This is a genomic window from Bradyrhizobium sp. CCBAU 051011, assembly GCF_009930815.1.
GTDB lineage: Bacteria > Pseudomonadota > Alphaproteobacteria > Rhizobiales > Xanthobacteraceae > Bradyrhizobium.
Genome location: NZ_CP022222.1, coordinates 1,846,734 through 1,872,940, shown reverse-complemented (window position 1 = coordinate 1,872,940; position 26,207 = coordinate 1,846,734). Strand labels below are relative to the sequence as shown.

The 26,207-nt window shown below is 62.2% G+C and carries 25 protein-coding genes and 1 tRNA gene; 13 read left to right on the top strand and 13 right to left on the bottom strand.

The window, feature by feature from the left end:
- Positions 1 to 114: 114 nt before the first annotated feature.
- Positions 115 to 468: a DUF3175 domain-containing protein gene (locus ACH79_RS08955; protein WP_161850694.1), complete on the bottom strand. Its 354-nt coding sequence runs from the start codon at positions 466 to 468 to the stop codon at positions 115 to 117.
- Between the two features lie 306 nt (positions 469 to 774).
- Between ACH79_RS08955 and ACH79_RS08950 the strand changes: the two genes are divergently transcribed.
- The 3 genes from ACH79_RS08950 (at position 775) to ACH79_RS08940 (ending at position 4,744) form a co-directional block, all read left to right on the top strand.
- Complete coding sequence (locus ACH79_RS08950; RefSeq protein WP_246738477.1) at positions 775 to 2,244, top strand: MFS transporter; 1,470 nt, start codon at positions 775 to 777, stop codon at positions 2,242 to 2,244.
- A gap of 6 nt (positions 2,245 to 2,250) precedes the next feature.
- The gene (gene otsB / locus ACH79_RS08945) at positions 2,251 to 3,087 is read left to right on the top strand and encodes a trehalose-phosphatase (protein ID WP_161850692.1); all 837 of its coding nucleotides are present in this window, start codon (positions 2,251 to 2,253) and stop codon (positions 3,085 to 3,087) included.
- Positions 3,088 to 3,283: 196 nt separating this feature from the next.
- Positions 3,284 to 4,744, top strand: coding sequence for a trehalose-6-phosphate synthase (locus tag ACH79_RS08940; RefSeq protein ID WP_161850691.1), 1,461 nt, complete (start codon positions 3,284 to 3,286; stop codon positions 4,742 to 4,744).
- A 155-nt stretch (positions 4,745 to 4,899) separates the two neighbouring features.
- On the opposite strand, the gene ACH79_RS08935 is transcribed toward ACH79_RS08940, so the two are convergent.
- Positions 4,900 to 5,244 (bottom strand): hypothetical protein, encoded by a 345-nt coding sequence (locus ACH79_RS08935; RefSeq protein ID WP_161850690.1) that lies wholly within the window; start codon positions 5,242 to 5,244, stop codon positions 4,900 to 4,902.
- Between the two features lie 188 nt (positions 5,245 to 5,432).
- On the opposite strand from ACH79_RS08935, the gene ACH79_RS08930 reads away from it, so the two are divergent.
- Positions 5,433 to 5,522, top strand: a tRNA-Ser gene (locus ACH79_RS08930).
- A gap of 72 nt (positions 5,523 to 5,594) precedes the next feature.
- Positions 5,595 to 6,071, top strand: coding sequence for a hypothetical protein (locus ACH79_RS08925; RefSeq protein WP_161850689.1), 477 nt, complete (start codon positions 5,595 to 5,597; stop codon positions 6,069 to 6,071).
- Between the two features lie 58 nt (positions 6,072 to 6,129).
- Here the strand turns inward: ACH79_RS08925 and ACH79_RS08920 are convergent, their stop codons facing one another.
- Positions 6,130 to 6,768 (bottom strand): 2-dehydro-3-deoxy-6-phosphogalactonate aldolase, encoded by a 639-nt coding sequence (locus tag ACH79_RS08920; protein ID WP_161850688.1) that lies wholly within the window; start codon positions 6,766 to 6,768, stop codon positions 6,130 to 6,132.
- 12 nt (positions 6,769 to 6,780) lie between these two features.
- Positions 6,781 to 7,695 (bottom strand): 2-dehydro-3-deoxygalactonokinase, encoded by a 915-nt coding sequence (locus ACH79_RS08915; protein ID WP_161850687.1) that lies wholly within the window; start codon positions 7,693 to 7,695, stop codon positions 6,781 to 6,783.
- Positions 7,696 to 7,970: 275 nt separating this feature from the next.
- On the opposite strand from ACH79_RS08915, the gene ACH79_RS08910 reads away from it, so the two are divergent.
- Positions 7,971 to 8,963 carry a tripartite tricarboxylate transporter substrate binding protein gene (locus ACH79_RS08910; RefSeq protein WP_161850686.1) on the top strand — a complete coding sequence of 331 codons (993 nt, stop codon included), beginning with the start codon at positions 7,971 to 7,973 and terminating at the stop codon, positions 8,961 to 8,963.
- A gap of 49 nt (positions 8,964 to 9,012) precedes the next feature.
- On the opposite strand, the gene ACH79_RS08905 is transcribed toward ACH79_RS08910, so the two are convergent.
- Positions 9,013 to 11,421: a VCBS domain-containing protein gene (locus tag ACH79_RS08905; protein ID WP_246738476.1), complete on the bottom strand. Its 2,409-nt coding sequence runs from the start codon at positions 11,419 to 11,421 to the stop codon at positions 9,013 to 9,015.
- A gap of 578 nt (positions 11,422 to 11,999) precedes the next feature.
- Here ACH79_RS08905 and ACH79_RS08900 point away from each other — a divergent pair.
- Entirely contained in the window at positions 12,000 to 12,539 is a 540-nt protein-coding gene (locus tag ACH79_RS08900) for a FecR domain-containing protein (protein WP_246738475.1), read from the top strand.
- Positions 12,540 to 12,633: 94 nt separating this feature from the next.
- Entirely contained in the window at positions 12,634 to 13,503 is an 870-nt protein-coding gene (locus ACH79_RS08895) for a tetratricopeptide repeat protein (protein WP_161850683.1), read from the top strand.
- 57 nt (positions 13,504 to 13,560) lie between these two features.
- Here the strand turns inward: ACH79_RS08895 and ACH79_RS08890 are convergent, their stop codons facing one another.
- Both ACH79_RS08890 and ACH79_RS08885 read right to left on the bottom strand, forming a co-directional pair.
- Complete coding sequence (locus tag ACH79_RS08890) at positions 13,561 to 14,541, bottom strand: tripartite tricarboxylate transporter substrate binding protein (protein ID WP_246738474.1); 981 nt, start codon at positions 14,539 to 14,541, stop codon at positions 13,561 to 13,563.
- A gap of 233 nt (positions 14,542 to 14,774) precedes the next feature.
- Entirely contained in the window at positions 14,775 to 16,013 is a 1,239-nt protein-coding gene (locus tag ACH79_RS08885; RefSeq protein WP_161850682.1) for a glycosyltransferase family 87 protein, read from the bottom strand.
- 269 nt (positions 16,014 to 16,282) lie between these two features.
- Here ACH79_RS08885 and ACH79_RS08880 point away from each other — a divergent pair, with 269 nt between their 5' ends.
- The gene (locus ACH79_RS08880) at positions 16,283 to 17,548 is read left to right on the top strand and encodes a S1C family serine protease (RefSeq protein ID WP_161850681.1); all 1,266 of its coding nucleotides are present in this window, start codon (positions 16,283 to 16,285) and stop codon (positions 17,546 to 17,548) included.
- 99 nt (positions 17,549 to 17,647) lie between these two features.
- Complete coding sequence (locus ACH79_RS08875) at positions 17,648 to 18,226, top strand: hypothetical protein (RefSeq protein ID WP_161850680.1); 579 nt, start codon at positions 17,648 to 17,650, stop codon at positions 18,224 to 18,226.
- Positions 18,227 to 18,373: 147 nt separating this feature from the next.
- On the opposite strand, the gene ACH79_RS08870 is transcribed toward ACH79_RS08875, so the two are convergent.
- Positions 18,374 to 18,679 carry a hypothetical protein gene (locus ACH79_RS08870; RefSeq protein WP_161850679.1) on the bottom strand — a complete coding sequence of 102 codons (306 nt, stop codon included), beginning with the start codon at positions 18,677 to 18,679 and terminating at the stop codon, positions 18,374 to 18,376.
- A 256-nt stretch (positions 18,680 to 18,935) separates the two neighbouring features.
- On the opposite strand from ACH79_RS08870, the gene ACH79_RS08865 reads away from it, so the two are divergent.
- Positions 18,936 to 19,136, top strand: a complete 201-nt coding sequence (locus tag ACH79_RS08865; RefSeq protein ID WP_161850678.1) for a hypothetical protein — start codon at positions 18,936 to 18,938, stop codon at positions 19,134 to 19,136.
- A 19-nt stretch (positions 19,137 to 19,155) separates the two neighbouring features.
- Positions 19,156 to 19,425, top strand: coding sequence for a hypothetical protein (locus ACH79_RS08860; RefSeq protein WP_161850677.1), 270 nt, complete (start codon positions 19,156 to 19,158; stop codon positions 19,423 to 19,425).
- A 144-nt stretch (positions 19,426 to 19,569) separates the two neighbouring features.
- Here ACH79_RS08860 and ACH79_RS08855 read toward each other — a convergent pair whose 3' ends face one another.
- Entirely contained in the window at positions 19,570 to 20,184 is a 615-nt protein-coding gene (locus ACH79_RS08855; protein WP_246738473.1) for a hypothetical protein, read from the bottom strand.
- 27 nt (positions 20,185 to 20,211) lie between these two features.
- Positions 20,212 to 20,676 (bottom strand): Lrp/AsnC family transcriptional regulator, encoded by a 465-nt coding sequence (locus ACH79_RS08850; protein WP_161850676.1) that lies wholly within the window; start codon positions 20,674 to 20,676, stop codon positions 20,212 to 20,214.
- 159 nt (positions 20,677 to 20,835) lie between these two features.
- Here ACH79_RS08850 and ACH79_RS08845 point away from each other — a divergent pair, with 159 nt between their 5' ends.
- A complete protein-coding gene (locus tag ACH79_RS08845) occupies positions 20,836 to 21,849 on the top strand; it encodes a 1-aminocyclopropane-1-carboxylate deaminase (RefSeq protein WP_161850675.1) in 1,014 nt (337 codons plus the stop codon).
- A 107-nt stretch (positions 21,850 to 21,956) separates the two neighbouring features.
- On the opposite strand, the gene recQ is transcribed toward ACH79_RS08845, so the two are convergent.
- Genes recQ through ACH79_RS08830 form a run of 3 tightly spaced genes read right to left on the bottom strand, consistent with a single transcriptional unit; the run spans position 21,957 to position 26,132 of the window.
- Positions 21,957 to 23,813 (bottom strand): DNA helicase RecQ, encoded by a 1,857-nt coding sequence (gene recQ / locus ACH79_RS08840; protein WP_161850674.1) that lies wholly within the window; start codon positions 23,811 to 23,813, stop codon positions 21,957 to 21,959.
- Entirely contained in the window at positions 23,813 to 25,177 is a 1,365-nt protein-coding gene (locus ACH79_RS08835; protein WP_161850673.1) for a VWA domain-containing protein, read from the bottom strand. The genes recQ and ACH79_RS08835 overlap by 1 nt, the downstream gene beginning before the upstream one ends.
- 7 nt (positions 25,178 to 25,184) lie before the next feature.
- Complete coding sequence (locus ACH79_RS08830; RefSeq protein WP_057860385.1) at positions 25,185 to 26,132, bottom strand: MoxR family ATPase; 948 nt, start codon at positions 26,130 to 26,132, stop codon at positions 25,185 to 25,187.
- Positions 26,133 to 26,207: the final 75 nt, after the last annotated feature.

Here is a 26,207-nt window from a genome sequence, read left to right as displayed (position 1 = left end):
CAGTATTCCAGAGACAGTTGTGATCAATCGAGAAGCAGCGGCGTACTGGATACCCCGCCTTCGCGGGGTATGACGGCTAGAATTGATTGACGTGCCAGAGCTGCTTTTACTTACTTACTCCCTCCCGAACTGATGTTTCAATTCCACCTTCGCCCGCTCCAGCCGTGCGCGTTGCGTCTTCGGCAAGGTCTTGCCCGCGCGGTTGATGTAGAAGGTCAGCATCGATAGCGCCGAGCGATAGGCGCCGGACTTGCGGCGCGAACTATGCTCGGCAGAACGCTTGAGCGATGCCGCGATCTTCCTGGCGCTGGTCTGCTTGAAGACGCCACGTTTCAGATCGAGCGCGTCGCTTTCCGTTGTCACGCGCTGCGACCAGCGCTTCGGCGATGATTTCTTCGCGGTGGTCTTGCGGCTGCTCTTGCGCGCCGTGGTTTTGTGTGGACGCGCGGTCTTCCGGCGTTCGGCCATTGATCGGCTCCATTGCTGTTTCGCCGAAGAACGGTCGGTCGATGGTTCTGTTCCTTTCATTCGCTGCGCTCGCAATGACCCAGAAAGGCCGCAGCAAGCATCTTGCACGCCCCGACACACCATGACAGCTATGCATTTTCGCGGCGCGAGAATCGCCGGAACCCCTGCCAGCCGAGGGCGTTATCTCGGTCGCGGGCAGCATGTTTGCCGCAATTGAGCGAGAAAACCCTGGGGCTGGGGCGTTCCGGGGTATTTTTTCATTGGTCCAATCTGATGGGTCCGACAGCAATACGGCACGGTGCGGCAGTGAGTGAGAATGTCTCCATCTCCGCACCGGCGGCGCAGGACAAGGACCGCGTCGTCGAGACCAGTATACCTGCGCGGCTCGATTGCTTGCGGTGGGGCGGTTTTCATACCCGCGTCGTGGCCGCGCTCGGCATCACCTGGATTCTGGACGGGCTGGAAGTCACCCTTGCGGGCGCTCTGTCGGGCGCGCTGAAGGAAAGCCCGACGCTGCAATTCTCGAATTTCGATGTTGGTCTCGCCAACAGCGCCTATCTCGCCGGCGCCGTGCTCGGTGCCCTCGGTTTCGGCTGGCTAACGGACCGGATCGGGCGCAAGAAACTGTTCTTCATTACGCTCGCGGTCTACCTCTCCGCGACCGCCGCCACCGCGCTGTCGTGGGATGTGGCGAGTTACTCGCTGTTTCGCTTCCTGACCGGCGCGGGAATCGGCGGCGAATATACCGCGATCAATTCGACCATCCAGGAACTGGTGCCGGCGCGCTATCGCGGCTGGACCGATCTCGTGATCAACGGCAGCTTCTGGATCGGCGCTGCGATCGGTGCGGTCGCCGCTATCGTGCTGCTCGATCCCAACGTGCTGGCGCCGGATCTCGGCTGGCGGCTGGCCTATTTCATCGGCGCAGCCCTTGGCCTGATCGTGTTCGTGATGCGGATGTGGATTCCGGAAAGTCCGCGCTGGCTGATGATTCATGGCCGTCCCGAGGAGGCGCACGCAATTGTCGACGACATCGAGAGATCGTCGACGCGACATTCGGATCATCCGGCCGATGAGGTATTCCCGAAGATCAGGCTGAAGATGCGTACCCACACGCCGCTTGGTGAGGTGGCGCATACGTTGTTCACGACCTATCGGCAGCGTTCGATGGTCGGATTGGTGCTGATGGCCTCGCAGGCGTTCTTCTACAACGCCATCTTCTTTACCTTCGCGCTGATACTGACCGATTTCTTCGGCATCCCGTCCAACCATGTCGGCTGGTACATTTTGCCCTTCGCGGCAGGTAATTTCCTGGGACCTCTGCTGCTCGGCCGCCTGTTCGACACGCTGGGCCGGCGCATGATGATCACGGTAACCTATGGCGTCTCGGGCATTTTGCTCGCGCTGTCGGGCTATCTGTTCTCGATCGGCGTTCTGACTGCACAGACTCAGACCATCGCCTGGATGGTTATCTTCTTCTTTGCCTCGCCGGCGGCGAGCGCGGCCTATCTCACCGTCAGCGAGACGTTTCCGCTGGAGGTGCGCGCGCTGGCCATTGCGCTGTTCTACGCGATCGGAACAGGCATCGGCGGCGTGGCAGGGCCCGCGCTGTTCGGCGCGCTGATCGATACCGGATCGCGCAACAGTGTCTTCGCCGGCTACCTGTTCGGGTCGGCATTGATGATCGTGGCCGCTGCCGTCGCGTGGCGGTATGCCATCGCGGCCGAGCGCAAGTCGCTCGAATCTGTCGCACGGCCACTCGCATTTGTGGAGTAGGATGAGATGAACGAGGATCTGTTGGAAATGCCATTGGAAGAAGATTTCGTCCGCGAAGACGATGCCGCACCGGAAACTGTACCGGTGCCGAGTTCGCTGGTGCCGCACCTGAGCGAGACGGCGATCCTGCTCGACATCGACGGCACGCTGCTCGATTTGATGCCGACGCCGCGCGAAGTCTGGGTGCCGCCGGGCCTGGTGAAAACCCTGAATCGTCTGCTTGTGCGAACCAACGGCGCGCTCGCGCTGGTCAGCGGCCGCTCGCTCAATGACATCGATCTGATTTTCGCGCCTGATCAATTCCCGGCCGTCGGCGGTCACGGCGCCGAGATGCGGATCGAGCCGGATAGCGAGTCAGTAGACGCTCATGCGCCGCCACTGGACAAGGAATTGAAGCGCCGGCTGGCGGCGATCGCCAAGCTCAGCCCGGGAATATTGCTGGAAGACAAGGGTTATTCGCTGGCACTGCATTACCGCCTCGCGCCGCATGCCGAAAAGGCGATCTATGCCGCGGTGTCGCTGATCAGGGCCGATCTTCCCAACGCGCCGATCGAGGTGCTGCCCGGCAAGTGCGTCTGCGAGATCAAGCATTCCGGCTTCACCAAGGCGACCGGCGTGCACGAGTTGATGACACGCGAGCCGTTCAAGGGGCGCCGTCCGTTCTTCATCGGCGACGACGTTACCGACGAAACGGTATTTGCGATCATGCCCGACCTCGACGGGCTTGCCTTCTCCGTCGGCCGCCGCGCCAAGGGCGTTGCCGGGCACTTCGATACGCCGAGCGACGTTCGCGAATTCCTCGCGCACCTGCTTGACGACGAAAGGGACGCGCCGCTGCCATAATGTTTCTCGTCTCGACGAGTTTCGAACATAGATTCTCGCGCTTGACGCCGAGGTTCACGACAAAATTTATTTTTCGTGAGTTCCGGTGAGTTCCGGCACGCCGCAGCCCGAATTTGGTTTCAATTCGTTGAAAGGGTGATCAGGAACCATATTGATGAACGGTTGTTAACGCGAGCGTACCAACGGGAGGGGACCTTTGAACCTCGTCGTCGTTTCTAACCGCGTTTCCCGCGGAAAACCCAACGAACCCATGACGGGGGGCCTCGCGGCGGCGTTATTGCCGATTGTCGAGAAGTCGGGCGCTATCTGGGTTGGTTCCAGCGGAAGGGTCCGCGACGGGAACCAGAAGGAACCATTTGCCGAAATCGAGGCGCTTGGCGCCGGCGCGCTGGCTATGCTGGATCTGCCGGCCGCGCACTACGGCGGTTATTACGAAGGCTTTGCGAATTCCGCGCTGTGGCCGGCACTGCATTCGCGCGCCGACCTGATTCGCGCCTCGCAGGAGGACTATCTCAGCTATCGCGAAGTGAACGCCTTCATGGCGCGTGCGCTGCTGCGATTCCGGAAAACCGATTCCGCGTTCTGGGTTCAGGATTACCATTTCCTGGCGCTCGGCGCCGAACTGCGCGATCTCGGCGTCACCGAGCCGATCGGCTTCTTCCTGCACACGCCGTGGCCGTCGCGTGCGGTGATATCAGGCGTGCCGCATCATCGCGAACTGATCGAGGCGATGCTGGCCTATGATCTGATCGGTTTCCAGACCGAGGAAGATTGCGAGAACTTCCTGTCCTACGCGCAGTCCGACCTCGGCCTCGTCGTGCATGACGGCGTGATCATCTCGCGCTACGGCCGGACGCGTGCCGCGGTATTTCCGATCGGCATCGATCCGAAGCAGTTCGCCCAGTTGGCGACGAAGGCGTCGACCCATCCGGATGTCTCGCGGCTGCGGCGCAGCCTGAACGGCGAGAAGCTTGCGATCGGCGTCGACCGGCTGGACTATTCCAAGGGCCTGATCAACCGTATCAAGGCGTTCGACCGGATGTGGACGCTGCATCCGTCGCTGGCGCGCACCGTCTCGCTGCTGCAGATCGCGACGCCCTCGCGCGGCGCGATCGAGGCCTATGGCAATCTGCAGAGCGAGGTTGCCAAGCTCGTCACCGACGTCAACGGCGCGCATGGCGAGGTCGACTGGACGCCGATCCGCTATCTCAACAAGGGTTACGGCCAGGCCGTGCTTGCGGGCCTCTACCGCACCGCGCAGGTCGGCGTGGTGACGCCGCTGCAGGACGGCATGAACCTCGTCGCCAAGGAATATGTCGCAGCCCAGAACCCGGTCGACCCCGGCGTGCTCGTGCTGTCGAAATTCGCCGGCGCCGCCAACGAGCTCGATACGGCACTGCTGGTCAATCCCCACGATATCGACGGCATGGCGCGCACCATCGCCATCGCATTGTCGATGCCGCTCACCGAACGGCGGATGCGCTGGGAAGCGATGATGGATAAGTTGCGCAGCCATACCATCCAGCAATGGTTCGCCGACTTCACCGAAGCGCTGCACGACTGCCAGCTCGACAAGAGCGAGTTGGCGCCGGTTATGACGGAGCCCGCGCTATGGCCGGTTCGCTCCGCCACCAATGGCGGTGCGCGGTATCACTAGTGCTAGCACTCGATCTGCCGATCTGCCATCCTGAGAGATTGTGAAACTGTCTCCCCGCCATTGCGAGGAGCACGCAATAGCGCGCGTCTCGAAGGACGATGGCCCGCATATCGGCCGTGCATCAAGATAACGGAGCTCGGCCGACGAGGCCCCGCTCAATAACAATACGACACGCCATCCAGCACCGGGCAGCGCGCCTTGCTCGGCGCGCTCGGATTTTCCATCGGCACGTAGCCGCCCTTGCCGTTGCCGGCGAATACGCCGGGGCCGATCACGACGGACGACTTGTTGCCGATGATGACGCTCGGATGCGGCGATGCCAGCCTCGATTTCGAGCCGTCGGCCCACACGATGGAGTCGCCCGCGAAGATGCCGCGCCGGCCGTCGTCGCAGGTTACGTCCACGCCCTGCTTGGTGCAGGCCTGCGCCAGCGCCGGGCTGGCCGCCGCTGCCGCTAAAGTTGCGACCAGAGCCGAGAGCAAGAGCGTCCGTGCGATCATTGTGCGTCCTCCACCAATTGCGCTGTCACTTATCGTCATCGATCGTGGCCGGATTCCGGTTCAAGACCCGGACATCGGAGGGCAGAGGGGCAAAATTTCTAAACAAATTCAACGAATTGGGGAAATTTTAGCCGTGGTGGCCGGCGTCCCTTGCAAAATCAGTGCTGCCCCTTCAAGAGAGGGCCTCCGGAGAGATGGCCGAGTGGCTTAAGGCGCACGCTTGGAAAGCGTGTGTGCGGGAAACCGTACCGTGGGTTCGAATCCCACTCTCTCCGCCAGTATCTGCCCAGGCGTTTGATATCCAAGATTATCTCGCCGCGTACCGCCCCTCGAACTGCGCGTATGGCCGAATGAACACAACTGGCGCACGGTCGCGCACGCAAGTTGCAATTCTTGCCATCGGGGCCTGGATTGCCAGCGGCATATCCGCCACGGCGCAAGACGCCGTGCAGCTGGAGCGGTTGCTGACCAAGGAAGAACAAACAAAGCTTGGCATCTCAACGATGCCGCCCGACAAACGCGATGCAATGCGTGGCGCGCTAATCAGAATGTACCGACAGGGTTATCGCGCTGCCCAAGGTACGGACCGAGCAAGCCCGGTCATCGGCACAGGCGTGGCCGAGACACAAGTAGATGGAGACTTCAAAGGCTGGGAGGGTCAAACGATAGTGAAGTTGATGACCGGCCAAATCTGGCAGCAGACAGAGTATCACTACGAATACATCTACGCCTACATGCCGAAGGTTCAAATATATCCATCAGACGGCGGCTACAAGATGAAAGTGGACGGTACGTCTAAAGCCATCGGCGTTCAGCGCTTGCGATAGCTGAAATCTGCGTCCCAGGTCCTGAAGGTTATCTGGAACGCAGCGCTCTCTCGTTGATCTACCCCGCCTGCTGAATCGCCGCGTCATACGCCTTGATCGTCGCCTTGGCGCGATCGGCTACTTCCGCTGCCGTCATGCCGGGCTTGTAGAGGCTGCTGCCGAGGCCGAACGCCAGAATGCCGGCCCTGGTGTAGTCCGCGAAGTTCTTGTCGGAGACGCCGCCCACCGCGGCGATCATCAGGTCCGGGGGGAGCACGGCGCGGATGGCGGTAATGCCGGCGGCGCCGAGCACGCTCGCCGGAAAGAATTTGAGGCTTGAGGCGCCAGCTTTGGCGGCCAGCAACGCCTCCGTCGGGGTAAAGACGCCGGGCATCGTGACCATGCCGCGCGCCCGGGCGCCGGCAATGATTTCGGGATCGACATTGGGGCTCACCAGGAGCCGGCCGCCCACGTCGTGGAGCCGCGCGACATCGTCCAGCGTCAACACGGTGCCCGCGCCAACCAGGATTTCGGCAGGGGCCTTCTTGACGGCGATCTCGATCGAGCGGAACGGATCCGGCGAGTTGAGTGGAATCTCGATTGCCGTCATGCCGCTGTCGATCAGCGCGCTGACGATGTCGCCCGCCTCGTCGGGTTTCACGCCACGCAGGATCGCGACCAGCGGACGCTTCATCGGGGGAAATGGGATAACGCGCATTCGACTGATCCTCTAGACATTCCAAATCGATTGAGCGGCCATCGAAAGACCGCGACGGACCGCATCCTCGGCGCCGATTGATCTGACGGGAACGGCGACCGTGTCAAACGCCAATTGGTAGAGCGTCTGGAGCCTCCCTGACGCCACCAGCGTAATCGCGGCCCTCGGCGCTCCTCCGGCGAGCCCGCCCGCCAATTCGAGACCGATCAGGGTGCCCGATATTTTCTCTCGGGCCGAGGATGGCGTGCCGCCATAGAGGAGTTGCCCCGATCGCACCTGGAGCAGCAGGTTGGCGGCGTTCGCTGGCGTCTCGAATGCGCGCGTGACGGCGGACTGGAAGGCTTCACACTCCGTCTCTTCATCAGCGCCGGCCACCGCGTGGGACAGAATCGTTTCGCGCGATATGACGTCGAACAGCTCTCCGGTCATGAAGGTGGCGAAGCGTTCGACGGTCGCTCCATTGGCTTTGACCCACTTCGAATGGGTGCCCGGCATGCAGACGAGCGCATCCCCCGCAGCGTCCATGCCCAAGACGCCGAGCAATTGTGTTTCCTCGCCCCGCATGACATCGGGCGCCCTTGGGTCTCGTTGCGCGATGCCCGGAAGGATGCGGATGTCGCGATCCTGTCCCGGCACCGCGACGGCCTGCTTCAGGATCGATGCGAGCGGCGCCGGCGTGTCGACGTATCCGGCCTCAACCCATCCCTGCCGGGCGCCGGCCATGCCGCAGACGATAACGGGCAGCCCATTCGCGGCGCCGACGGCGTCCAGATGCGATTGCAGCACGGCCGGAAAGCCAAGCTTGCCCGCCGCTATCATGCCTTCCTGGCTGCGCCGTTCCCCGAGGATGTCGCCGCTCCGGTCGACGAGCCAAAGCCGAAAACTGCTCGTGCCCCAATCGACTGCGACATATGCAGGCTGGCTCATTTCAAATCCGTCCCGATGCTATCTGCGCCTTCTGGACATGTTATCACGCCGATCTGCCCGGCGTCCCGATGCTGGATCGATGGTGTAGCGATGGACCAAATGCCGCTTCGCCTGGGCGAATTACACTCGCTTTGCAGTTGATTTGTAGAAATGCAATCAGCATGATCTGACGTCATGCGGGGTCACGCTGCTTGCCAGCAGCGGGGGCTTCGCCAATGAGTGCGCATCGAAAAGAATGCGCCATAACAACAAACAAGACTGTGGAGGACGCCATCGTGATCAATCGGTTTGGTAACAGCGCGCTTATCGGCCTTGGCCTCTTGATCGCGGCGCTTGCGCCGCAGGCCTATGCCCAATCAACCGCGAAGACGGTGACGCTGGTAGTGCCGTTTGCGGCCGGCGGCGGCACGGATACGGTCGCCCGCTTGATCGGCGAGCGGATGTCGAGGACGCTCGGCCAGACCGTCATCGTCGAGAACGTCGTCGGCGGCGGCAGCACGCTAGCCAACGATCGCGTGGCGCGCTCGGCGCCTGACGGCTCCACGATCCTGATCAATCACGTCGCGCTGCTCGCGGCGCCCAGCCTGTTCACCAATTTGCGGTACGATACCAAGACCGCGTTCGAGGCGGTCGGCCTCGTCAACAATGCGCCGATGGTTTTGATCGGAAGGAAGTCGATCCCTGGCGAAGGCCCGAAGGACCATGTGGCCTGGATCAAGGCGCAACGCGACAAGGCGAACTTCGCGCATGGCGGCCTCGGGACCAATAGCCACCTGTGTGCCGTGATGATGGGTAACGTGCTCGGCTTCAAGCCGACGATCGTGGCTTATCGCGGATCCGCTCCGGCGATCGCCGATCTGCTGGCAGGGCAGATCGATTTGCTGTGGGATCAGGTGACCAACGCGCTGCCGCAGATTCAGGCCGGAACGCTGCACGGCATCGCCATCACGTCGCCGGGACGTCTCGAACAGTTGAAGGACGTGCCGACCACCGCCGAGCTCGGCATGCCCGAGGTCAGCTACTCGATGTGGCATGGGCTCTACGTGGCAAAGGGCACGCCGAAGGAGACCATCAATGCGCTGAATTCGGCGCTCCGCGGTGCGCTGTCGGAGCCGGAGCTTGTGGAGAAACTCAAGCAGCTCGGGACCTTGCCATTCCCGGCCAACGAGTTGACGCCCGAGGCGCATGCGCGCCTGTTCGCCGACGACTTGCCACGCGTGGCAAAGCTCATCGAAAGCTCCGGCATCAAGGCGAGCGAAGCGAAGTAGGGCGTCCTGTGCCGGGTGAAGCCGCTGCGCTGAAACCGGCGCAGCTCCGTCACACGATCAGATCGTGCGGCGCGTAGGTAGTAACGGCGTTACCTTGCTGGTTCCAAGCAAAGCTGTCGGACCATTGTGAAGACGGCTCGGCTGTTTGGGCTGCCTCTGAAATCGCTGGCTGGCCACTGGTTCCCGCAGCGTTTTCGGGCGAGCTGATTGGCGCCGGGCTGTCCTCTGCAACGTCGATGATATTCGAACTGCTGACGTCGGATATCTTGTCCTTGAAGTGGAACGAGTCGTCGGCGCCATTGATGGTGATTGTCACCACCTGCACGGTGCCATCGATAGTGGTCACCTTAAAGCAGTCGGTCAGCGTGTCGCAGTCGTTGAGCGCCTGCACCTCGCAATTGTTGTTGTCGAGCTTGTAGGTCCAGACGCCATCCGCCGTCATCGTGAAGCTGCCGTAGCCGCCATCGCTCGCCTTGGGTCTGCATACCTCCGTGAAGGTATTGGGCGTGTTGTCGACGTCGGTATCGGTGAGCGTGCCGGTCGCGATCGGCGTACCGTATGTGCAAGCGCCAGCTTCGGTTACCGAGCCGGTCGTGGTGCCACAAATGACGGCAGCGTCGTTGGCGCCGTTGATGGTGATCTTCACCACCTGCGGCGTGCCGTCGATGGTCGTTACCGTAAAACAGTCCGTCAACGTGTCGCAGGAATTGAGTGCCTGCACGGTGCAGTTGTTGTTATCGAGCGTATAGGTCCAGACGCCATCCTTCGTCATGGTGAAAGTGCCATAGCCGCCCGCGCTCGCCTTCGGCGTATCGATCGTCGTAAAGGTGTTCGGTGTGTTGTCGATGTCAGTATCGGTGAGCGTGCCGGTCGCGGTTGGTTTGCAAGATGCGGAATTGGCCACGCCTCCGGCCTCGATGACCGAGCCCTCCTTGGTTCCGCAAATGATGGCGGCGTCATTGGTGCCGTTGATGGTAACCGTCACCAGCTGCACGGTGCCGTCCAGTGAGGTCACCTTGAAAGTGTCGGTCAGCGTGTCTCCGACATTGAGTGCCTGCACCGCGCAATCGGCGTTGTCGAGCGTGTAGGTCCACACGCCGTCCGCCGTCATGGTGAAGGTGCCATAGCCGCCATCGCTGGCCGTCGGACAATTGACTGCCACAAAACCGGACGCGTTATCGACATCGGTAACGGTGAGTGTGCCGGTCGCTGTAGGTGGATCGCATTTGGAGCCATCGTCCTCGGTCACGGAGCCGGTCGTGGTGCCGGAAATGACCGCTGCGTCGTTCGCGCCCTTGATGATGAGCGTCACCACCTGTGCAGTGCCGTCGATGGTGGTCACCGTGAAGGAGTCGGTCAGCGTGTCGCCGATATTGAGCGCCTGAACCGCGCTGTTGGAATCATCTACCGTGTAGGTCCAGACGCCGTCCGCCGTCATCGTGAAGGCGCCAAAGCCGCGCGCGCTCGCGGTCGGAGTGTCAACCACCGTGAAAGTATTGGGTGCGTCGTCGACGTCGGCGCTGGTGAGCGTCCCGCTGGCGCTCAGCGGGCCGAGCGCGGTGCTGGCGACACCGCTGGCTTCGATCGCTGTGCCATCGGTGGCGCCCGCGATGATGGCCGCGTCGTTGGTGCCGTTGATGGCGATCGTGAAGGGCTGCGCGGCCGAGAGCGTCCCGTCGAAAACGGTGATCGTGAAATCCGTGGTGGTCGGCGCAACAAGCGCATTGATCGCGTCATTGTCCGGAACGAACGCATAGGCGCCGGTGGTGCTATCGACGTAAAGCGTGCCGTAGGGACCAGTCCTTGACACGTTGTAGGTCACGCCATCGATGACGGTGCTGCCGACGGTTCCCCCGCTGATGCCGAAGGTCAGTGTCGCGCTGTTGGGGCTGCTGGCAATGAAAGTGCCGCTTGTTGCGGTGAAGAGGTCAAAGACGCTGGTGTCGATTTCGGTCGGCCCGATCACCGCATTCAGCGTTGGCGGCGTTGGCGGTGGTGGCGGTATTTGCCCGATAATCATCTCCGGGGCCGATGCGAGGATCACCGCGGGCAAAGCAGGCACATCCTGCTCTGGGGGAGAGTCATCAGTCTGGATGAAATTGATCGGTTGCACCGGCAGCTGCTCGAGCGGAGGCGGCGTGCTCGATCCCGTCGACCCCAGTCCCTTCTCGTAGGTGGCGAGCGCATCCTGCTGGGCCGCCTGCAATTCAGCCATCCGCGCAGCCGAGTTCGTGCTCTGACTTACGCTGACCGAGGACCCTTGCGAACGCAGAATGATGGTCTGTCCGGGATCGTCAACGAGGATGTGTCGAGGGATCGCCTCCTTGGTGACAAGCTCGAATGATCCATGTTCGAGGTCTTTGTATGTGATGTTGCCGTCGTCAAGGAACGTGACATCAGGACCGGCAGCCTGGGCCTGCTTCCCAAACAAGAAGGTTAGTGCCGTGAGCCACAGCATGCCAAACCTGCCGGCACGAGCCCGGCTTCGCAGATTACCATCCGCGACTTGAGCGGCGGCGCAGGGCGCGCCCTCGAGGGTGCCGAACCCGGCCGCAGTCTGAACGTTGCCGATGCGGGGAGGCGGGGCCACAGCGGCCTTACGTTCATCCCCAGTCCCGGCGTGGGACCCGACCAGCATGGCCCAACCCCGTTTGCAACTTACCCCGTGCGATTTTCAACGGCTGGCCTTGTCGAGGCCCATGAAGTCAAATAATCGCGCTGCTGCCGGCCGGGCGGCCGGAGCCGAGAGTTCCTGCTTCAAGTTAGCCAATCCACGGGCATTAGGCTTTAGGCTCAAAAGGAGTAATCCTTTCGAGCGAAGGAGAGATGATGTCTTCCCCGGACATCGGGTTTAATGTCGCTGCCGACCGGCGTTCAAAGAGCCCGTGAGCGTTATCTCAGACAAGATCTTCTCAGGAAGGGGGGATCATGTGCACGCATGCGATTGCCGCATTGGTGACAGGCGCCGTTCTGGCGACAGGCGGGCTTTTCGTCGCGCCAGCTCACGCGCAAGTCAGGCCCGCCGTTCAGGATGTCGTGGCAAAACCAATTGGAAAAGTTGTTGTTGCCACAGGTTCGGTCACGATTGAACGCGCGAATGCGGTGGTGGTTCAGGCGAGCACCTCAGGTCCGGCTGGTCAGGCGAAAGAGGGCGATCTCGTCTATCAGGGCGATATCGTTGCAACCGGCGCCGACGGCCGGGTCGGCATCAACTTCACCGATGGCTCGTCCTTCAATCTGTCGAACAATGCGCGCATGGCTTTGGACGAGTTCGTGTACGACCCAAAAAGTCTATCCAACTCGACCGTGTTCAGTCTGACCAAGGGAACCTTCACCTTTATCGCAGGTAAAGTCGCGAAGACCGGCGACATGAAGATCGACACTCCGGTCGCGACCATGGGTGTTCGAGGCACCACGCCACGCGTCGAGATTTCGGATGACGGGACAGTCAGATTTTCCACCCTCATTGAAGAAGGCAAGAGCAAGGGCCCGCGAAAGCCCGGCGCACCGGCGGCGCAGCAACCCGATCAAAAGCCGCCTCCAAAATCAAATCTGAACATATGCCGGGGGTGCTAGGCCCGTTCGCGGCGCGGGAATTGTCGGCCAACCAGGTCCGGAAACTCATTTCGACGGTTGCTCATTCGCTGGTGCTAGGATCGGGGAGTCTGACATGAAAGTCGGTGCGAGCGGGCGCGTCATCCAGGGCCTCGCGTCGGCTCTTGCCTTGCTGCTGCTCGGGTCTCTGGCTGCCGCGCAGAGCCCCAAGAAGAGCGACTATATCGAGAACATCGCGCTGTGCAACGGCTCGGATCGCACGTCGTTTGCAATCCGCATCAAAGGCTGCACGGCGCTCATCGAGTCTGGTCAAGCTACGACGACGGCTCTTGCAATTGCCTATAACAATCGTGGCAATGCCCATACGGCAAGCGGAGACATTGACCGCGCTCTGCTGGATTTCGAGCAATCGATCAAGCTCGATGCGACTTATGCCAAGCCCTTCAACAACCGCGGCGCGGCTTACCTGACGAAAGGCGAATACGACCTCGCCATCAAATCTTTCGATCAGGCGATCAAGCTCAATCCGAACTACGGCAGGGCCTTCGCGAACCGTGCCAGGGTCTACCTGAAAAAGCACGAGTACGATCGCGCCGCACGGGACTACGACGAGGCGATCCGCCTCGAGCCCAATCTGGAAGCCGCGTGGAGCGGACGCTGCTGGACCCGGGCCATTCTCGGCTCGTTGCAAGCAGCGCTCGACGACTGCAACAAGGTGCTGCAGTCGTGGCCGAACGACGCCGCCACCTATGACTCGCGTGGATTGATCCGCCTGAAGATGGGGCAAGCAGATGCGGCGATCAATGATTTCAGTTCGGCGCTGCGGGTAGATCCGAAGCTGGCAAGTGCGCTCTACGGGCGCGGGCTCGCCAGGCTAAAGAGCGGTGACAAGACCGGCGGCGATGCCGATATCTCCGCGGCAAGGACGATCCAGGCCGGGATCGACGACGACTTCACGCGCTATGGCGTACGCCACGGCAATTAGTCAGCAAGCCTGGCGCGGCGACGCGTGATGAAGCGGTGCCGCGCCCAGGCCGCCAGGCTAATCCAGCTTCACGTTCGCCTCGGTCACGACCTTGCGCCAGCGCTCGACTTCCGCGGACACCATTTTTGCGAACGCAGGACCAGCGACGTCGGGGACATCGGAGCCATTGCGCTCCCAGGCCTCCTTGATGGCGGGAGTCTGCATCGCTTTCTGCAACTCCTTGACCATCTGTTCGACGATCGCCGGCGGCGTGTTCTTCGGCGCGAACAGGCCGTACCAGGTCGACACTTCATAGCCGGCCAGACCCGCTTCCGCGGCGGTCGGAAGATCGGGGAAGGCTGGCACCCGCTTTGGCGCGGCGACGGCGAGGGCACGGAGCTGTCCGGCCCTGACCGGTCCTGCCGACGAACCGAGCCCGTCGAACACAACAGGCACATGGCCAGCGATGAGATCCTGCATCGCGGGACCAGCCCCGCGGTAGGGGACGTGCTGGATGTTGGTCTTGGTCAAAATCTTGAATAGTTCACCCGCGAGATGATGCGTGGTGCCGGCTCCGGCGGAGCCGTAGTTCAGCTTGCCGGGATTGGCTTTGGCATAGGTGATGAACTCGGCCAGCGTCTTGGCGGCGACCTTGTCCGGATTGACGACAACCACCTGCGGCGGACGCGCGATCAGCGCCACCGCAATGAAATCCTTCTCGATATTGTAATCGAGGCTGGGATAGAGCGAGGGGGCAATGGCGTGATGCGCCGCGCCCACGAAGAAGGTGTAGCCATCGGGAGCAGCCTTCGCCGCAGCGGAGGCGCCGACCGTGCCGCCGGCGCCGGCGCGGTTCTCGATCAGCACGCGCTTGCCCAGTTGCGTATCGAGCTGGGCCGCCAGCGGGCGGGCAAAGGCATCGGTGCCGCCGCCGGCCGCGAACGGCACGATGAAGGTGATCGGTTTCTCCGGCCATGATTGGGCCTGCGCCTGGCCGGCCATGGCGGATACGACCGCCAGAAGTGTAAACAGGGCGGACCGGACAACTCTTGGCTTCACGGCATTTTCCTCCGGTTATTGCAAATTGGCGTCCGCTGTCGGCGGCGCGATTGTTTTTGCCTTCCTGGTTCCGGCGTTCGCCCGGAATGGACAGGGCAATGGGACGCCTACCGTATGCAAGATGCCAGGCGCGATCCATCAAAATGATCGGCTGGAAAGAGGGCGGCACCGGGGCGTTTGGTCGCTACCGCTGGACATTTCCGTGCCATCGTTCCAGAGAGGGCTGCGCAAAGCTATCCGGCAGGAACCGGCGCTTTTACGCTCTCCGCGGGGCCTGCGGGACGAAGCAGAAGCACGATCAGCAGCACGGGCAAAAGCGGGGCGATCCGGCCCACGGGGAACACCAGCGGTGGGCTCAGCATCGGCAGCAGCCAGATCATGAAAGCCAGGGTCCAGCACCACAGCGGTAGGGAAGAGGCCCGGGCCATCAACCAGAAGGCTGCAGCGATCACCAATAGCGTTCCATCATAGGCGCCGGAATGCGGCGCGGCGAGGACGGTGGCGGCGAGAAAAACCGCGATCTTTTCCGGCATCCCCAACCTCGACCGGAAAGCGATGACGACGGATATGGCCGCGCCCAACGTAGCGAGCAGCTGAATCCACGACGCCAGCCGTTGCGGCGCGCCGAGCAGAACCGCACAGGTATAGACGCTGTGGCCCCACATGCGGCCGTACTCGATCCATTTCGGGTTCGGGCTGTTGAGATTTTCGAGGATGAGGGGAAGCCAGCGCAGCCACAGGTCCCATCCGAAAACCAGTCCGCTCGCGATCATCATGGCGAGCGCAGACAGGCCCGATGCCAAAAACGCGCGCCACTGCCCGGCGGCGACGAGTGCGATCGGAACCAGGACGCAGAATTGAGGTTTGAACGTCAGCAGTCCCAACACCAATCCGCCCAGGTAAGGGCGCCGCTTGAGAAGGGAAAATCCGCCGACAATCAGGGCTGCGACCAGAAAGGCGGCCTGACCGTTGATCGCATTGATGGCAGATGCCGGGCAAATCAGCACGGCTGCAAGCAGGGCGCCTGATGGCAGGCTCTTTGCCGCGGACGCGCGCAGCGCTACCGCCAGCGCGGCGGCGGTCGCGATCTGAAATGCCACATAGGAGCCGAAGAAACCCAACGGCGCAAACGGCAGCAGGATCAAGAGAAAGCTCGGCGGATAGGCCCATGGCCGGAATTCCAGCGGCGCGGAGAGCCAGCCGGCAAACGCGGTGTTGATGAAGTCGGTGAAGCGATCGCCATCGAAGATCAGCGGCGCATTGCCGTCGAGCACCGAGCGGATCGCGCCGTAGAACACCATCCAGTCGGTGCCAAGGGTATTGTAGTCGAGCCCGATCTTGCCCGGGTAGGGAATGGTCGTGACGAGAATCAGCCAAATGTAAAACGACATCGCCAGGGCGGGGATCAGCACGACCGCAGGCGGACGCAGCTCGGCCCTCTCGAAGTTGCCTCCGCCGTGTGCCAAGTCCATGCGTTGTCCTGCCAAGCGATGAGCCGCCTTGCGACGGGCGGACGCGAATCGGTCTCGATCTTACGACGATCGGGACGATAGGCAGAATATCCGGCAAAGAACTTAACGAAGTGAGCTTCAGGCCGCCGCTGCCGCACCGTGTGTGACCAACGGCGAGCCTGTTTTCCTGCTACCCCGCGGGAGAATTTTCGGCCCCCCCCGTGCCGGTCCAAATAGACTCCGGTTGCAAAGATAAATATGCTCACCCTGGGAATGTGGGGAATATGCATATGAAATGCCGTGCTGCTGCGGTTGCAGCTTTGTTGTGTACGATTTTTGCCAGTGCGAATGCGCATGCGCGCGGACCCTATGGTTCGATCAGCGTCGGCAACTGGAAGGGCGGGGCCTACACCAACGACCAGACCGGATCGTTCTCGCACTGTGCGGCAGGCGCTTCGTACGCCAGCGGCGTCTATTTTCTGGTGATGATCGATCACACCGGCGGCTGGAGCCTCGGCTTCATGCATGAAGAATGGCGGCTCACGACCGGGCAGGCCTTTCCGCTGACCCTGACATTCGACGGCCAGCAACCGTTCAACGTTCATGGCATCCCGATCGCCGACAAGCTGGTTCGCGTGCCGATGCCGAACAATTCCTCGCTGATCGGCCAGTTCCGGCGGGCGAAGGCCATGACCGCCTATACGCAGGGGCAGCTCTTCCAGTTCAACCTCGACCAGACCGGACAGCTCTTGCCGGTGCTGGCGAACTGTGTTGCCAAGATCAAGCAGTCGGGATTGGCCAGTGCCGGCGATCTCTCGGTCCTTCCCGTGGCTAAGCCGATCGCCGCAGCGGCGGCGCCGGATGCTGCGCCGGCCAAGCCCGACAGGCTGCTTGACCAGACCGGCACCGGCTTCCTGGTGAGCACGAACGGGCACCTCGTCACCAACGCCCACGTCGTGCAGGGCTGCGTCGGCGATATCCAGGGCAATCTGTCCGGCGAGGCGTCCGCCAAACTGCGCCTGGTGTCGAGCGATGAGACCAACGACCTGGCGCTGCTGCAGGTGACCGGCTCGTTCAAGGACGTTACCAAAATCCGCGACAAGGCGATCCAGTCCGGCGACAGCGTGGTGGCGATCGGCTATCCCTTTCATGGACTGCTGACGTCCGATTTCACGGTGACGACCGGGATCGTGAGCTCGCTCAGCGGCATCCTGAACGATACGCGCTTTCTGCAGATCAGCGCGGCCGTTCAGCCCGGCAACAGCGGGGGACCGTTGCTGGCCTCGAGCGGCGACGTGGTCGGCGTCGTCGCCGCCAAGCTGAATGCATTCAGGTTCGCGCGGGCAACCGGCAACATTCCCGAGAACATCAACTTCGCCATCAAGATGGGCGCTTTACGGGATTTTCTCGACAACAGCGTGGTGCCATATCAGATCTCCGACGCCAGGGCCGAGCTGAAGACGGCCGACATCGCGCGCAACGCGCGGGCGTTTACATTCTTGATTTCGTGCAAGGCCAAGGCGAGAGAAAAAGAGATGACGAAGAACGCGGGATGAAGGCCGCGGTGGCGCCGTTTCGCTCTTGGGAGCCCTTAGCTGGTTTTTGCCTCGGGAGCTCAAGGAAAGTTCTTAGACCCAAGCAAGGCCGGAGTGCAGATGGCTGATACCCTGGTTGTAGGGCTCCATTCATGGATAATCCAGGACGGCAACTACGGCGATTTTGCACGGGGTATGAAGGCGGCTTTCGCCCTTGAGTTTTACGCCTCGGCGCCGCTGGAGATATTCGAGTCGAACCTCCAGACGGTTCCGGCCCTAATTCGCATCCGAGATGCTGACGACGAGATTGTCGGCCGAGTTACCCACGTTGCGAATGATTGGTGGGTTATTGATGTAGGTGTGCTCGTCTTTCAGGAAGGGGAGCCCCCGGCAACTGTGCGACCGGGAAGTTGGTTGCGTGGGAAAATCTCTATCGGGATCGATCCGTTCTTCTACTTCGAGCGGCTGGCGCATCAGCCGGGCGCGCTCGCACTGGTCTACGATTGGAAGATCGAGAAAATCGAGGTGCAAACCGCACCGCTTATTGAGGTCAAGCCACGGGTGCTGGAGCTTGACGAAACGAAGCTTGGCTGGAAGGCGGTCCTTGAGACCAAAGCTTGGGACGACGACGGGGAGAATCTCCTCTATTGCTCTCGGGTCGGGGGCCCGCGGCCGCCGAAGGGAGGGCACCATCCCTAAGCGCCATCGCTGGATGGAGTTGGGGTCGACCGCGTCGGCCGGCCGCGAATGAGTGGGCGCATTCTCTGCGCGCCAAGGGTGACCGCTGGTTCGAAACCTTGTGCGAGACCCGCCGGTTAATCCGGCGGCACTCACGCTGGCGAAGGCTTACCGCGAATTGCCACGGCCGTGCGCCGTCTGGGCAGTCCAACTACTCCAGCTCACGCTGGCGAGGCTGCGCTGGTCCGTTGCAAGCGGCCGCCGGGTCTGCCGCTCATAGGCGGCGATGATGTGCTGCGACTGCCGGATTTTCTGTTCGAGCTCGGCAACTGTCTTCTGGGTCTTGCCGGTCCTGGTTGCCTGGGCGGACTCGCCCACCATGAACCTCGTCGTCTCGATGTTCCTCAAGGTCTCACGAAGCTTCTTGAGCTGGGCGCGGTGCCACGCAATGGCGCTGTCACTGTCTACCGGCATGCAAACCCTCCTGATTCGCGGCCGAATCTAGCACGCAAGGGGCAAGTTCGGCCAAGGGGGCCACCGGCGGGTTCCTCGGGAGCCACTGGTTTCGCACGGAACGATTCGAGCCTTCCCGATTTCGGCCTCTTTTTGCCATCGAAGCGACCGCGGGCGAGCCTTCAAACAACAAACTTGCATGGCGATCTGTGCTCAGCGCGGTCCCCTCTTATCGTCCTGGCGGCAGAATGCCGGCCTGGCGCAATGGAGCGTGCGAATGAGCGAAGTTGAGTTCGATCGGATTGTCGATGCCGTGCGGAAGGAAATCGCGCTGGCACCGGTGGTGAATTTGCCGACGGGGTTGCGGGCTTTCGAGTGGCGGACCAAGGCCACCGCCGGCGACAAGCCGGCGTCCCGGCACCACGCTTCCTTCGCCAGGATTCGCCGCGTCGGCGAGGGGCGGAAGCGATACCGGTGAAGCCGATACAGGAGACCTAATGGAACGATCGGTGTTCGAAGTCGTGAAGGCGCCGCTGGGCTGGTCGGTGTTTGCGGATAACGTCAAGATCGGCGGCGTCTACGATTCGCGCGGCGCCGCCCTCGAAGCCGCCGTAGTGGCTGCGGCCGATACTGTCAGCGATGGTGGTGGCGTTCAAATCAACGTGCCGGGCGACGAGGAAGAAAAGCCGAGATGGGCGATCGCGTTTGATATCGCGAGCTCGATTCTGCCGATGAGGAGCGGGCGCGAGCGCGGTGGCTCACGGTAAAGCCGGTATGAAGGCAATCGCTCGACTTTGACTGATAGCCTGCACGCCTTACGAGGAATTTCGAACTAGCCTGACGCTGTCCGCGCAGTCGCGAGCCATGCGTGGATCGACACTGGCCGCCGTCGGTTTACCGCCGGCGGCCTTTCATTTGGCGTCGTCGAACGGCGACACCGCGGGACTGCCGACGCGCATCCGCTTGATGCGACGCACCGCCATCGGCGCGCCGTCGGACTGATACTGCAGCTCGTACTTCTTGCCGTTCCTGTCGACCGCAATGCAGGAGATGGAGGAAAGCTCCAGCGTCACGAAGTTGCCGACTTGCTTGCAGAGGCCGGCGGTCGATTCGACTGACGGCACCGGCAGGCCATCGGCCTTGGGCCGGTCCTTGGATTTCAGCAGCATCCGGTCGATCGGCAGTTCGTACAGATTGGCCTCCGGCCTTCGCCCGTTGTCGCCGGAAAACGTGATGATGTGGCTGTCGTCGCCGGGGTCGTCGAGCGCCACGGTAAAATTCGCCCTGCCTTCCTCGGTCTGGAAGAAGGCCACGGCCCGGCAGCCAAAATCCCGGCCCGCGACCTTGAGCGTAGCGCACTTGCCGGACATCATCGCGAAGATGACGGTATCGGGCTCTTGCCGCTGCAGTTCGTCCGAGGCGAAGGCCGGCGGCGCAATAAAAATGGTGGCAAGCGCCAAAGCCCGCCGGCAAAGCTTTCTGATCATGCCCGGTTGATAGAACATGGCGTGCGATGTGACCAGCATCTCGCCAGTTCCGCGACTGGCTTCCCATCAGAAATCGAGCGGAGCGTTGTCGACCACTTCCTTCATGACGAAGAAGGTCCGGGTCTGGCGGACGCCTGGCAGCGCGATCAATTGGTCGCCGTGGATGCGGTTGAAATCCTCCATGTCGCCGACGCGGATCTTGAGGAAATAGTCGAAATCGCCCGCCACCAGATGGCAGTCCAGCACGAATTTCAGTTGCGCGACCGCCCGCTCGAAGGCGGCAAAGCTTTCAGGCGTGGAGCGGTCGAGCACGACGCCGACCATGACCAGTGCACCCTTGCCAACCTTGCGCGGCGCCACCATCGCCCTGACCTGGGCGATATAGCCCTCGTCGAACAGGCGCTGGGTACGGCGGTGACAGGTGGCGGCGCTGACGCCGGCCATTTCGGCCAGCTCGGCGTTGGTCAGCCGGCCGCTATTTTGTAGCAAACGCAATATCTTAAGGTCGATACGGTCCAGCCTGCCGGCCATGAAAGAATCTCTCGAAATTATGCCGGATACTGGATGAAATAGTAGTCAAATAGAGCTCGTTTGCAATCTTCGTGAAGAATACCCGATCATTTAGAGAGCACCTTTCCAGCCCTTAATGGTAGGGGCGTTTCCGGAGATCAGACATCTACGGGGATGACGATGCTGGAGAAATTCGAACGCTATCCGCTCACCTTCGGGCCCACCCATATCGAGAAGCTGGAGCGGCTGTCGCAGCATCTCGGCGGCAAGGTCGAACTCTACGCCAAGCGCGAGGACTGCAATTCCGGTCTTGCCTTTGGCGGCAACAAGCTGCGCAAGCTCGAATACATCATTCCCGATGCGATCGCCTCCAACGCGGATACGCTCGTCTCGATCGGCGGCGTGCAGTCCAACCACACCCGCATGGTCGCTGCGGTGGCGGCCAAGATCGGCATGAAGTGCCGGCTCGTGCAGGAAAGCTGGGTGCCGCATGAGGACGCCGTCTATGACCGTGTCGGCAACATCCTGCTCAGCCGCGTCATGGGCGCGGATGTGCGGCTGGTCGACGAAGGCTTTGACATCGGCATTCGCCAGAGCTGGGAAGAGGCGATTGCGGACGTGAAGGCCAAGGGCGGCAAGCCCTATGCGATTCCGGCCGGCGCCTCCGTGCACAAATATGGTGGGCTCGGCTATGTCGGCTTCGCCGAGGAGGTGCGGGCGCAGGAGAAGGAACTCGGCTTTGCCTTCGACTATATCGTGGTCTGCACGGTCACCGGCTCGACCCACGCCGGCATGCTGGTGGGATTTGCCAAGGACGGCCGCGAGCGCAAGGTGATCGGCATCGATGCGTCCTTCACGCCCGCGCAAACCAAGGCCCAGGTGCTCGATATCGCACGCAATACCGCAAAGCTCGTCGAGCTCGGCCGCGAACTCGTCGAAGACGATGTCGTCCTGATCGAAGATTACGCCTATCCGGCCTACGGCGTTCCCTCAGAAGAGACCAAGGAAGCCATCCGACTCTGCGCACGGCTCGAAGGCATGATCACCGATCCCGTCTACGAGGGAAAATCCATGCAGGGCATGATCGACCTCGTGAACAAGGGCTATTTCCCGAAGGGATCGAAGGTGCTCTACGCCCATCTCGGCGGTGCGCCCGCCATCAACGGATACGCCTACACCTTCCGCAACGGTTGAGGGCTACCATAGCGTTTTCGAGCGAAGTGGATGCCGGTTCGCGTCAAGAAAACGCGTCAACACTAGAATCTAGAGCTTCGATTCTTGATTCAATCAGAACCGAAGCTCTACGCGTCCGCCGCTCGCACCAGCGCGAGCAATTCGTCGCCGTAATGCTCGAGCTTCTTGTCGCCAATGCCGGGGATATTCCGGAGTTCGTTGAGCGTCATTGGCCGCGCGGCGGCGATGCCGTCGATGGTGGAATCGTGCAGCACGACATAGGCTGGCACGCTTCGCTGGCGCGCGATGTCGGAGCGCCATGCCCGCAACGCGGCCTGCAGGCCGGCATCGGCGGGCTTGGTGTCGGCGCGCGGCGCCAGATCGCCGCGCCGTGATTTGGCGCGGCTGGCGCGAACACGCGTGCCGGGCGCCGCCTCGCGCAACATGATCTCGGTCTCGCCTTTCAGGACGCCGCGCGCGCTCTCGGTCAGCTTCAGTGCGTTGAACGCCTCGCTATCGGCGCGCAGATGGCCCATCGCGACCAATTGGCGGATTACCGCACGCCATTGCTTCTCGTTGAGGTCGCGGCCGATGCCGAACACGGACAGTTTGTCGTGGCTGAACTGCGTGACCTTCTCGGTCATGCGGCCGACCAGCACGTCGATCAGGTGCATGGCGCCGAACCGCTGCCCGGTGCGATAGGCGCAGGACAATAGTTTTTGCGCGGCGACCTTGCCGTCGCGGAGTTGCGGCGGCGACAGGCAGTTGTCGCAATTTCCGCAATTGCTGCCGGTGACGTCCTCACCGAAATAGCCGAGCAGGCGGCCGCGGCGGCAGCCGGCGGTTTCCGCCAGCGCCACCAGCGCATCGAGCTTGCCGATCGACACGCGCTTGAACGCATCGGATGCGGTGGATTCGTCGATCATGCGGCGCTGTTGCACGATGTCGGAGAGGCCGTAGGCCATCCAGGCACTGGAGGCCTTGCCGTCGCGCCCGGCGCGGCCGGTTTCCTGATAATAGGCCTCGATGCTCTTCGGCAGATCGAGATGCGCCACGAAGCGCACGTCCGGCTTGTCGATGCCCATGCCGAACGCGACGGTGGCGACGATGACGACGCCATCCTCGTTGATGAAGCGGTCCTGGTTGCGGGCGCGCATGCCGGCGTCGAGGCCCGCGTGATAGGGCAGGGCGGGGATGCCGGCGCTGGTCAGCGCTTCAGCGGTGTCCTCGACCTTGGCGCGCGACAGGCAATAGACGATGCCGGCATCTCCGGCATGGCGCTCGCTGATGAAAGCCTTGAGCTGGGCCGGAGCGTTCTGCTTCTCGACGATTTCGTAGCGGATGTTCGGGCGGTCGAAGCTCGAGATGAAGCTCGGCGCGCCCGATAGCCCGAGCCGGGTCACGATCTCCTTGCGCGTCATCTCGTCGGCGGTCGCAGTCAGTGCGATGCGCGGCACATCCGGAAAACGCTCCGCAATCGCGGACAGGCCAATATACTCGGGACGGAAGTCGTGCCCCCATTGCGACACGCAATGCGCCTCGTCGATCGCAAACAGCGCGATATCGGCTTGGCCGAGCAGGGACAGACAGCGCGGCGTCAGCAAGCGTTCGGGCGCGACGTAGAGCAGGTCGAGGTCGCCGGCCAGCAGTCGCCGCTCGACTTCCGAGGCTTCGTCAAACGACAGCGTCGAGTTCAGAACGGCCGCATTGACGCCTGCCTCCAGCAGTCCCGCGACCTGATCGCGCATCAGCGCAATCAGGGGAGACACCACGATGCCGCAGCCTTCGCGCAACAAGGAGGGCAACTGGTAACACAGCGACTTGCCGCCGCCGGTCGGCATCAGCACTAGGCAATTGCCGCCCTCGGTGATGTGACGAACGATTTCCTCCTGCGCACCGCGGAAGGTCGGCAGGCCGAACACGGAGTTCAGCACCGACAGCGCGTCGGGGGCATTGTCACGGGGAAGAACTGCCGAAGACGACATTACTGATAGCTCGCCACGATATCGGACACCGCACGTTCGAGCTGTTTCGCGGTCGCGCATTGGCGGACCACGGTGCAGAAGGTCGAATAGCGCGGCATTTCGGAATCGCCCCAGCCCCAGGCCATGCGGCCCTCCGGATTGAGCCATACCAGCCGCTTCGATCGCTCGGCGATACGGCGAAGGATATCGGCGCGCGGATCGAGATTGTTGCTGCGGGCGTCGCCGAGCACGATCACGGTCGTCTGTGGCGTGATCGCGTTCATCCAGCCGTGTTCGAAATCGTCAAGCGAACTGCCGTAGTCGGAGGAGCCGAAGCCGACCTTGGACATGATCTCGGCCATCGCCTCTTCCGGCGATTTGGATTCCAGGATGTCGCTGACCTCGATCAGATGCCCCGAAAAGGCGAACGAGCGGACGTCATCCACGACCTCATGCAGGCTGTGAATCAGAAGGAGGAAGAAATCTGAAACCCGCGCCACCGATCCCGAGACGTCGCAGAGTGCGACGATCTTCGGCTTGTCGCGATGCCGGCGTTTCCAGGCGGTGAGGAACGGCACCCCGCCCCAGGCGGCGTTGCGGCGGATGGTACGACGCACGTCGAGATGCCCGCGGCGCTGGCGCTTGCGCGGCTTGGAGTAGCGCTCGCGGAGGCGGCGGGCGATCTGGCGGATCAGATGCCGCATCTGCTCGACCTGCCGCGGCTCGATCCGCGACAGCGGCGCGTTACGCAAAATTTCGTTGCGCAAATTTTCCGCTTCTTCGCGCCCGTACAACATCAGCGCCTGCGAAACCGTATCGCGAACGGTGCCGCGCAGCCCATCCAGTGCATTGGTCAGCCGTTCCGCCAGTGCAGGATTGGTTGCCGTGAGGTTGTCGAGGTCGTCGCGCAGGCGCTGGATGCCCATCTGGTCGAGGATGCGGCCCGAGAAGATACCGCGCTGCGTGAAATAGCGGATGTCGGACAGCGAGGCCGCGCTCGCCGCGTTGGCGATGGCGGCCGAAATCTGGTTACGGTCCTGCGCCAGCAGCATCTGCGCGAGCTGGCCGAGCCCCTCGGCCTGCTCGTCGCCGCCGCTTGTCTCGCCGGGTGAATCGGAGCCCGCGTTGGATCCTTGTGTCTCCTGCTCGTCTGCTTTGCTGTCTTCGGGCTCCGGCTGGTCGAAGAACAGGTCAAAACAGTCGCCGAGTGCCTTCTTCTCGTCCTGCGTCTTGGCGAGCGTCAGCAGGAACGTGTCGCGCAGGATCGTGCGGTCGGTAAAGCCTACCTTGGAGACGGCCCGCATCGCATCGATGCTTTCGGCCGGCGAGAGCCTGACGCCTGCGCCCCGCGCCGCACGAAAGAAGCGATGCAGGTTCTCCCTCATTCGCGCCTCACCCGAAGACGCCCTGACGCGAAGCCTTGGCGATGAAGGTGGAAACCTGAGGCATGGTGGCCTCGATATCCGCCTCGTATTTCAGCAGGACGTTCAGCGTGTCCTTGACCACCTCATGGCCGAGTTCGGGCGCCTGCAGCAGCACCAGCACGCGCGCCCAGTCGATGGTCTCGCTGACCGACGGCAGCTTCTTCAGGTCCAGCGTGCGGACCTCGTTGATGAAGCCCACCATCTGCCGGCGCAACGTCTGCGAAATGCCTGATACTCGGCTCTCGACGATCCGCTCCTCAAGCTTCTGCTCGGGGAAACCGATATGCAGATGCAGGCAGCGGCGCTTCAGCGCATCGCCGAGATCGCGTTCGCTGTTCGAGGTCAGGATCACGGTCGGCGGCGAAACCGCGACCACGGTTCCGAGTTCCGGAATCGTGACCTGGAAGTCGCTGAGAATTTCCAGCAGCAGCGATTCGAATTCGGCGTCCGACTTGTCGATTTCGTCGACCAGCAGCACGCAGCCCGCGGGCTGCTCCAGCGCCTGCAACAGCGGCCGTGGCTCGACGAATTCCTTGGAGAAGAACACGTCGCCGAAATCGTGAAGCTGGTTCAGCGCCGCTTCCAGCGTCGGCGCGCCGCCGAGCACTTCGCCGAGCTTATCCTTCAGGATCTGCGTGTAAAGAAGCTGCTTGGCGTATTTCCACTCGTAGAGCGCCTTGGCCTCGTCGAGCCCCTCATAGCATTGCAGGCGGATCATCTTCATGCCGCGCCATGCAGCGATCGCTTTCGCCAGTTCGGTCTTGCCGACGCCGGCGGGCCCTTCGACCAGGATGGGCTTTTCGATCTGCTGCGCCAGATAGACCGCGGTCGCGATCTGGCGGCTCGCAATATAGCCCTGCGCCGCAAGACCGCTTTCCACTGCCTCGATCGAGGCCGAAGGCCTGGTATCAGCCACGGGTTTTCAACTCCGAATTCGATGGATTTCGGAATGTTCTGCCTGCGTTCCCGGCAAAGGACAAGCGCCGTTTGG

Excerpts from the sequence above, each read along its gene's own strand:
- ACH79_RS08955 (WP_161850694.1), bottom strand. The coding sequence starts at position 468 with ATGGCCGAACGCCGGAAGACCGCGCGTCCACACAAAACCACGGCGCGC.
- otsB (WP_161850692.1), top strand. The coding sequence starts at position 2,251 with ATGAACGAGGATCTGTTGGAAATGCCATTGGAAGAAGATTTCGTCCGC.
- ACH79_RS08935 (WP_161850690.1), bottom strand. The coding sequence starts at position 5,244 with ATGATCGCACGGACGCTCTTGCTCTCGGCTCTGGTCGCAACTTTAGCG.
- ACH79_RS08925 (WP_161850689.1), top strand. The coding sequence starts at position 5,595 with ATGAACACAACTGGCGCACGGTCGCGCACGCAAGTTGCAATTCTTGCC.
- ACH79_RS08920 (WP_161850688.1), bottom strand. The coding sequence starts at position 6,768 with ATGCGCGTTATCCCATTTCCCCCGATGAAGCGTCCGCTGGTCGCGATC.
- ACH79_RS08915 (WP_161850687.1), bottom strand. The coding sequence starts at position 7,695 with ATGAGCCAGCCTGCATATGTCGCAGTCGATTGGGGCACGAGCAGTTTT.
- ACH79_RS08905 (WP_246738476.1), bottom strand. The coding sequence starts at position 11,421 with ATGCTGTGGCTCACGGCACTAACCTTCTTGTTTGGGAAGCAGGCCCAG.
- ACH79_RS08895 (WP_161850683.1), top strand. The coding sequence starts at position 12,634 with ATGAAAGTCGGTGCGAGCGGGCGCGTCATCCAGGGCCTCGCGTCGGCT.
- ACH79_RS08885 (WP_161850682.1), bottom strand. The coding sequence starts at position 16,013 with ATGGACTTGGCACACGGCGGAGGCAACTTCGAGAGGGCCGAGCTGCGT.
- ACH79_RS08880 (WP_161850681.1), top strand. The coding sequence starts at position 16,283 with ATGAAATGCCGTGCTGCTGCGGTTGCAGCTTTGTTGTGTACGATTTTT.
- ACH79_RS08875 (WP_161850680.1), top strand. The coding sequence starts at position 17,648 with ATGGCTGATACCCTGGTTGTAGGGCTCCATTCATGGATAATCCAGGAC.
- ACH79_RS08870 (WP_161850679.1), bottom strand. The coding sequence starts at position 18,679 with ATGCCGGTAGACAGTGACAGCGCCATTGCGTGGCACCGCGCCCAGCTC.
- ACH79_RS08865 (WP_161850678.1), top strand. The coding sequence starts at position 18,936 with ATGAGCGAAGTTGAGTTCGATCGGATTGTCGATGCCGTGCGGAAGGAA.
- ACH79_RS08860 (WP_161850677.1), top strand. The coding sequence starts at position 19,156 with ATGGAACGATCGGTGTTCGAAGTCGTGAAGGCGCCGCTGGGCTGGTCG.
- ACH79_RS08855 (WP_246738473.1), bottom strand. The coding sequence starts at position 20,184 with ATGCTGGTCACATCGCACGCCATGTTCTATCAACCGGGCATGATCAGA.
- ACH79_RS08850 (WP_161850676.1), bottom strand. The coding sequence starts at position 20,676 with ATGGCCGGCAGGCTGGACCGTATCGACCTTAAGATATTGCGTTTGCTA.
- ACH79_RS08845 (WP_161850675.1), top strand. The coding sequence starts at position 20,836 with ATGCTGGAGAAATTCGAACGCTATCCGCTCACCTTCGGGCCCACCCAT.
- recQ (WP_161850674.1), bottom strand. The coding sequence starts at position 23,813 with ATGTCGTCTTCGGCAGTTCTTCCCCGTGACAATGCCCCCGACGCGCTG.
- ACH79_RS08835 (WP_161850673.1), bottom strand. The coding sequence starts at position 25,177 with ATGAGGGAGAACCTGCATCGCTTCTTTCGTGCGGCGCGGGGCGCAGGC.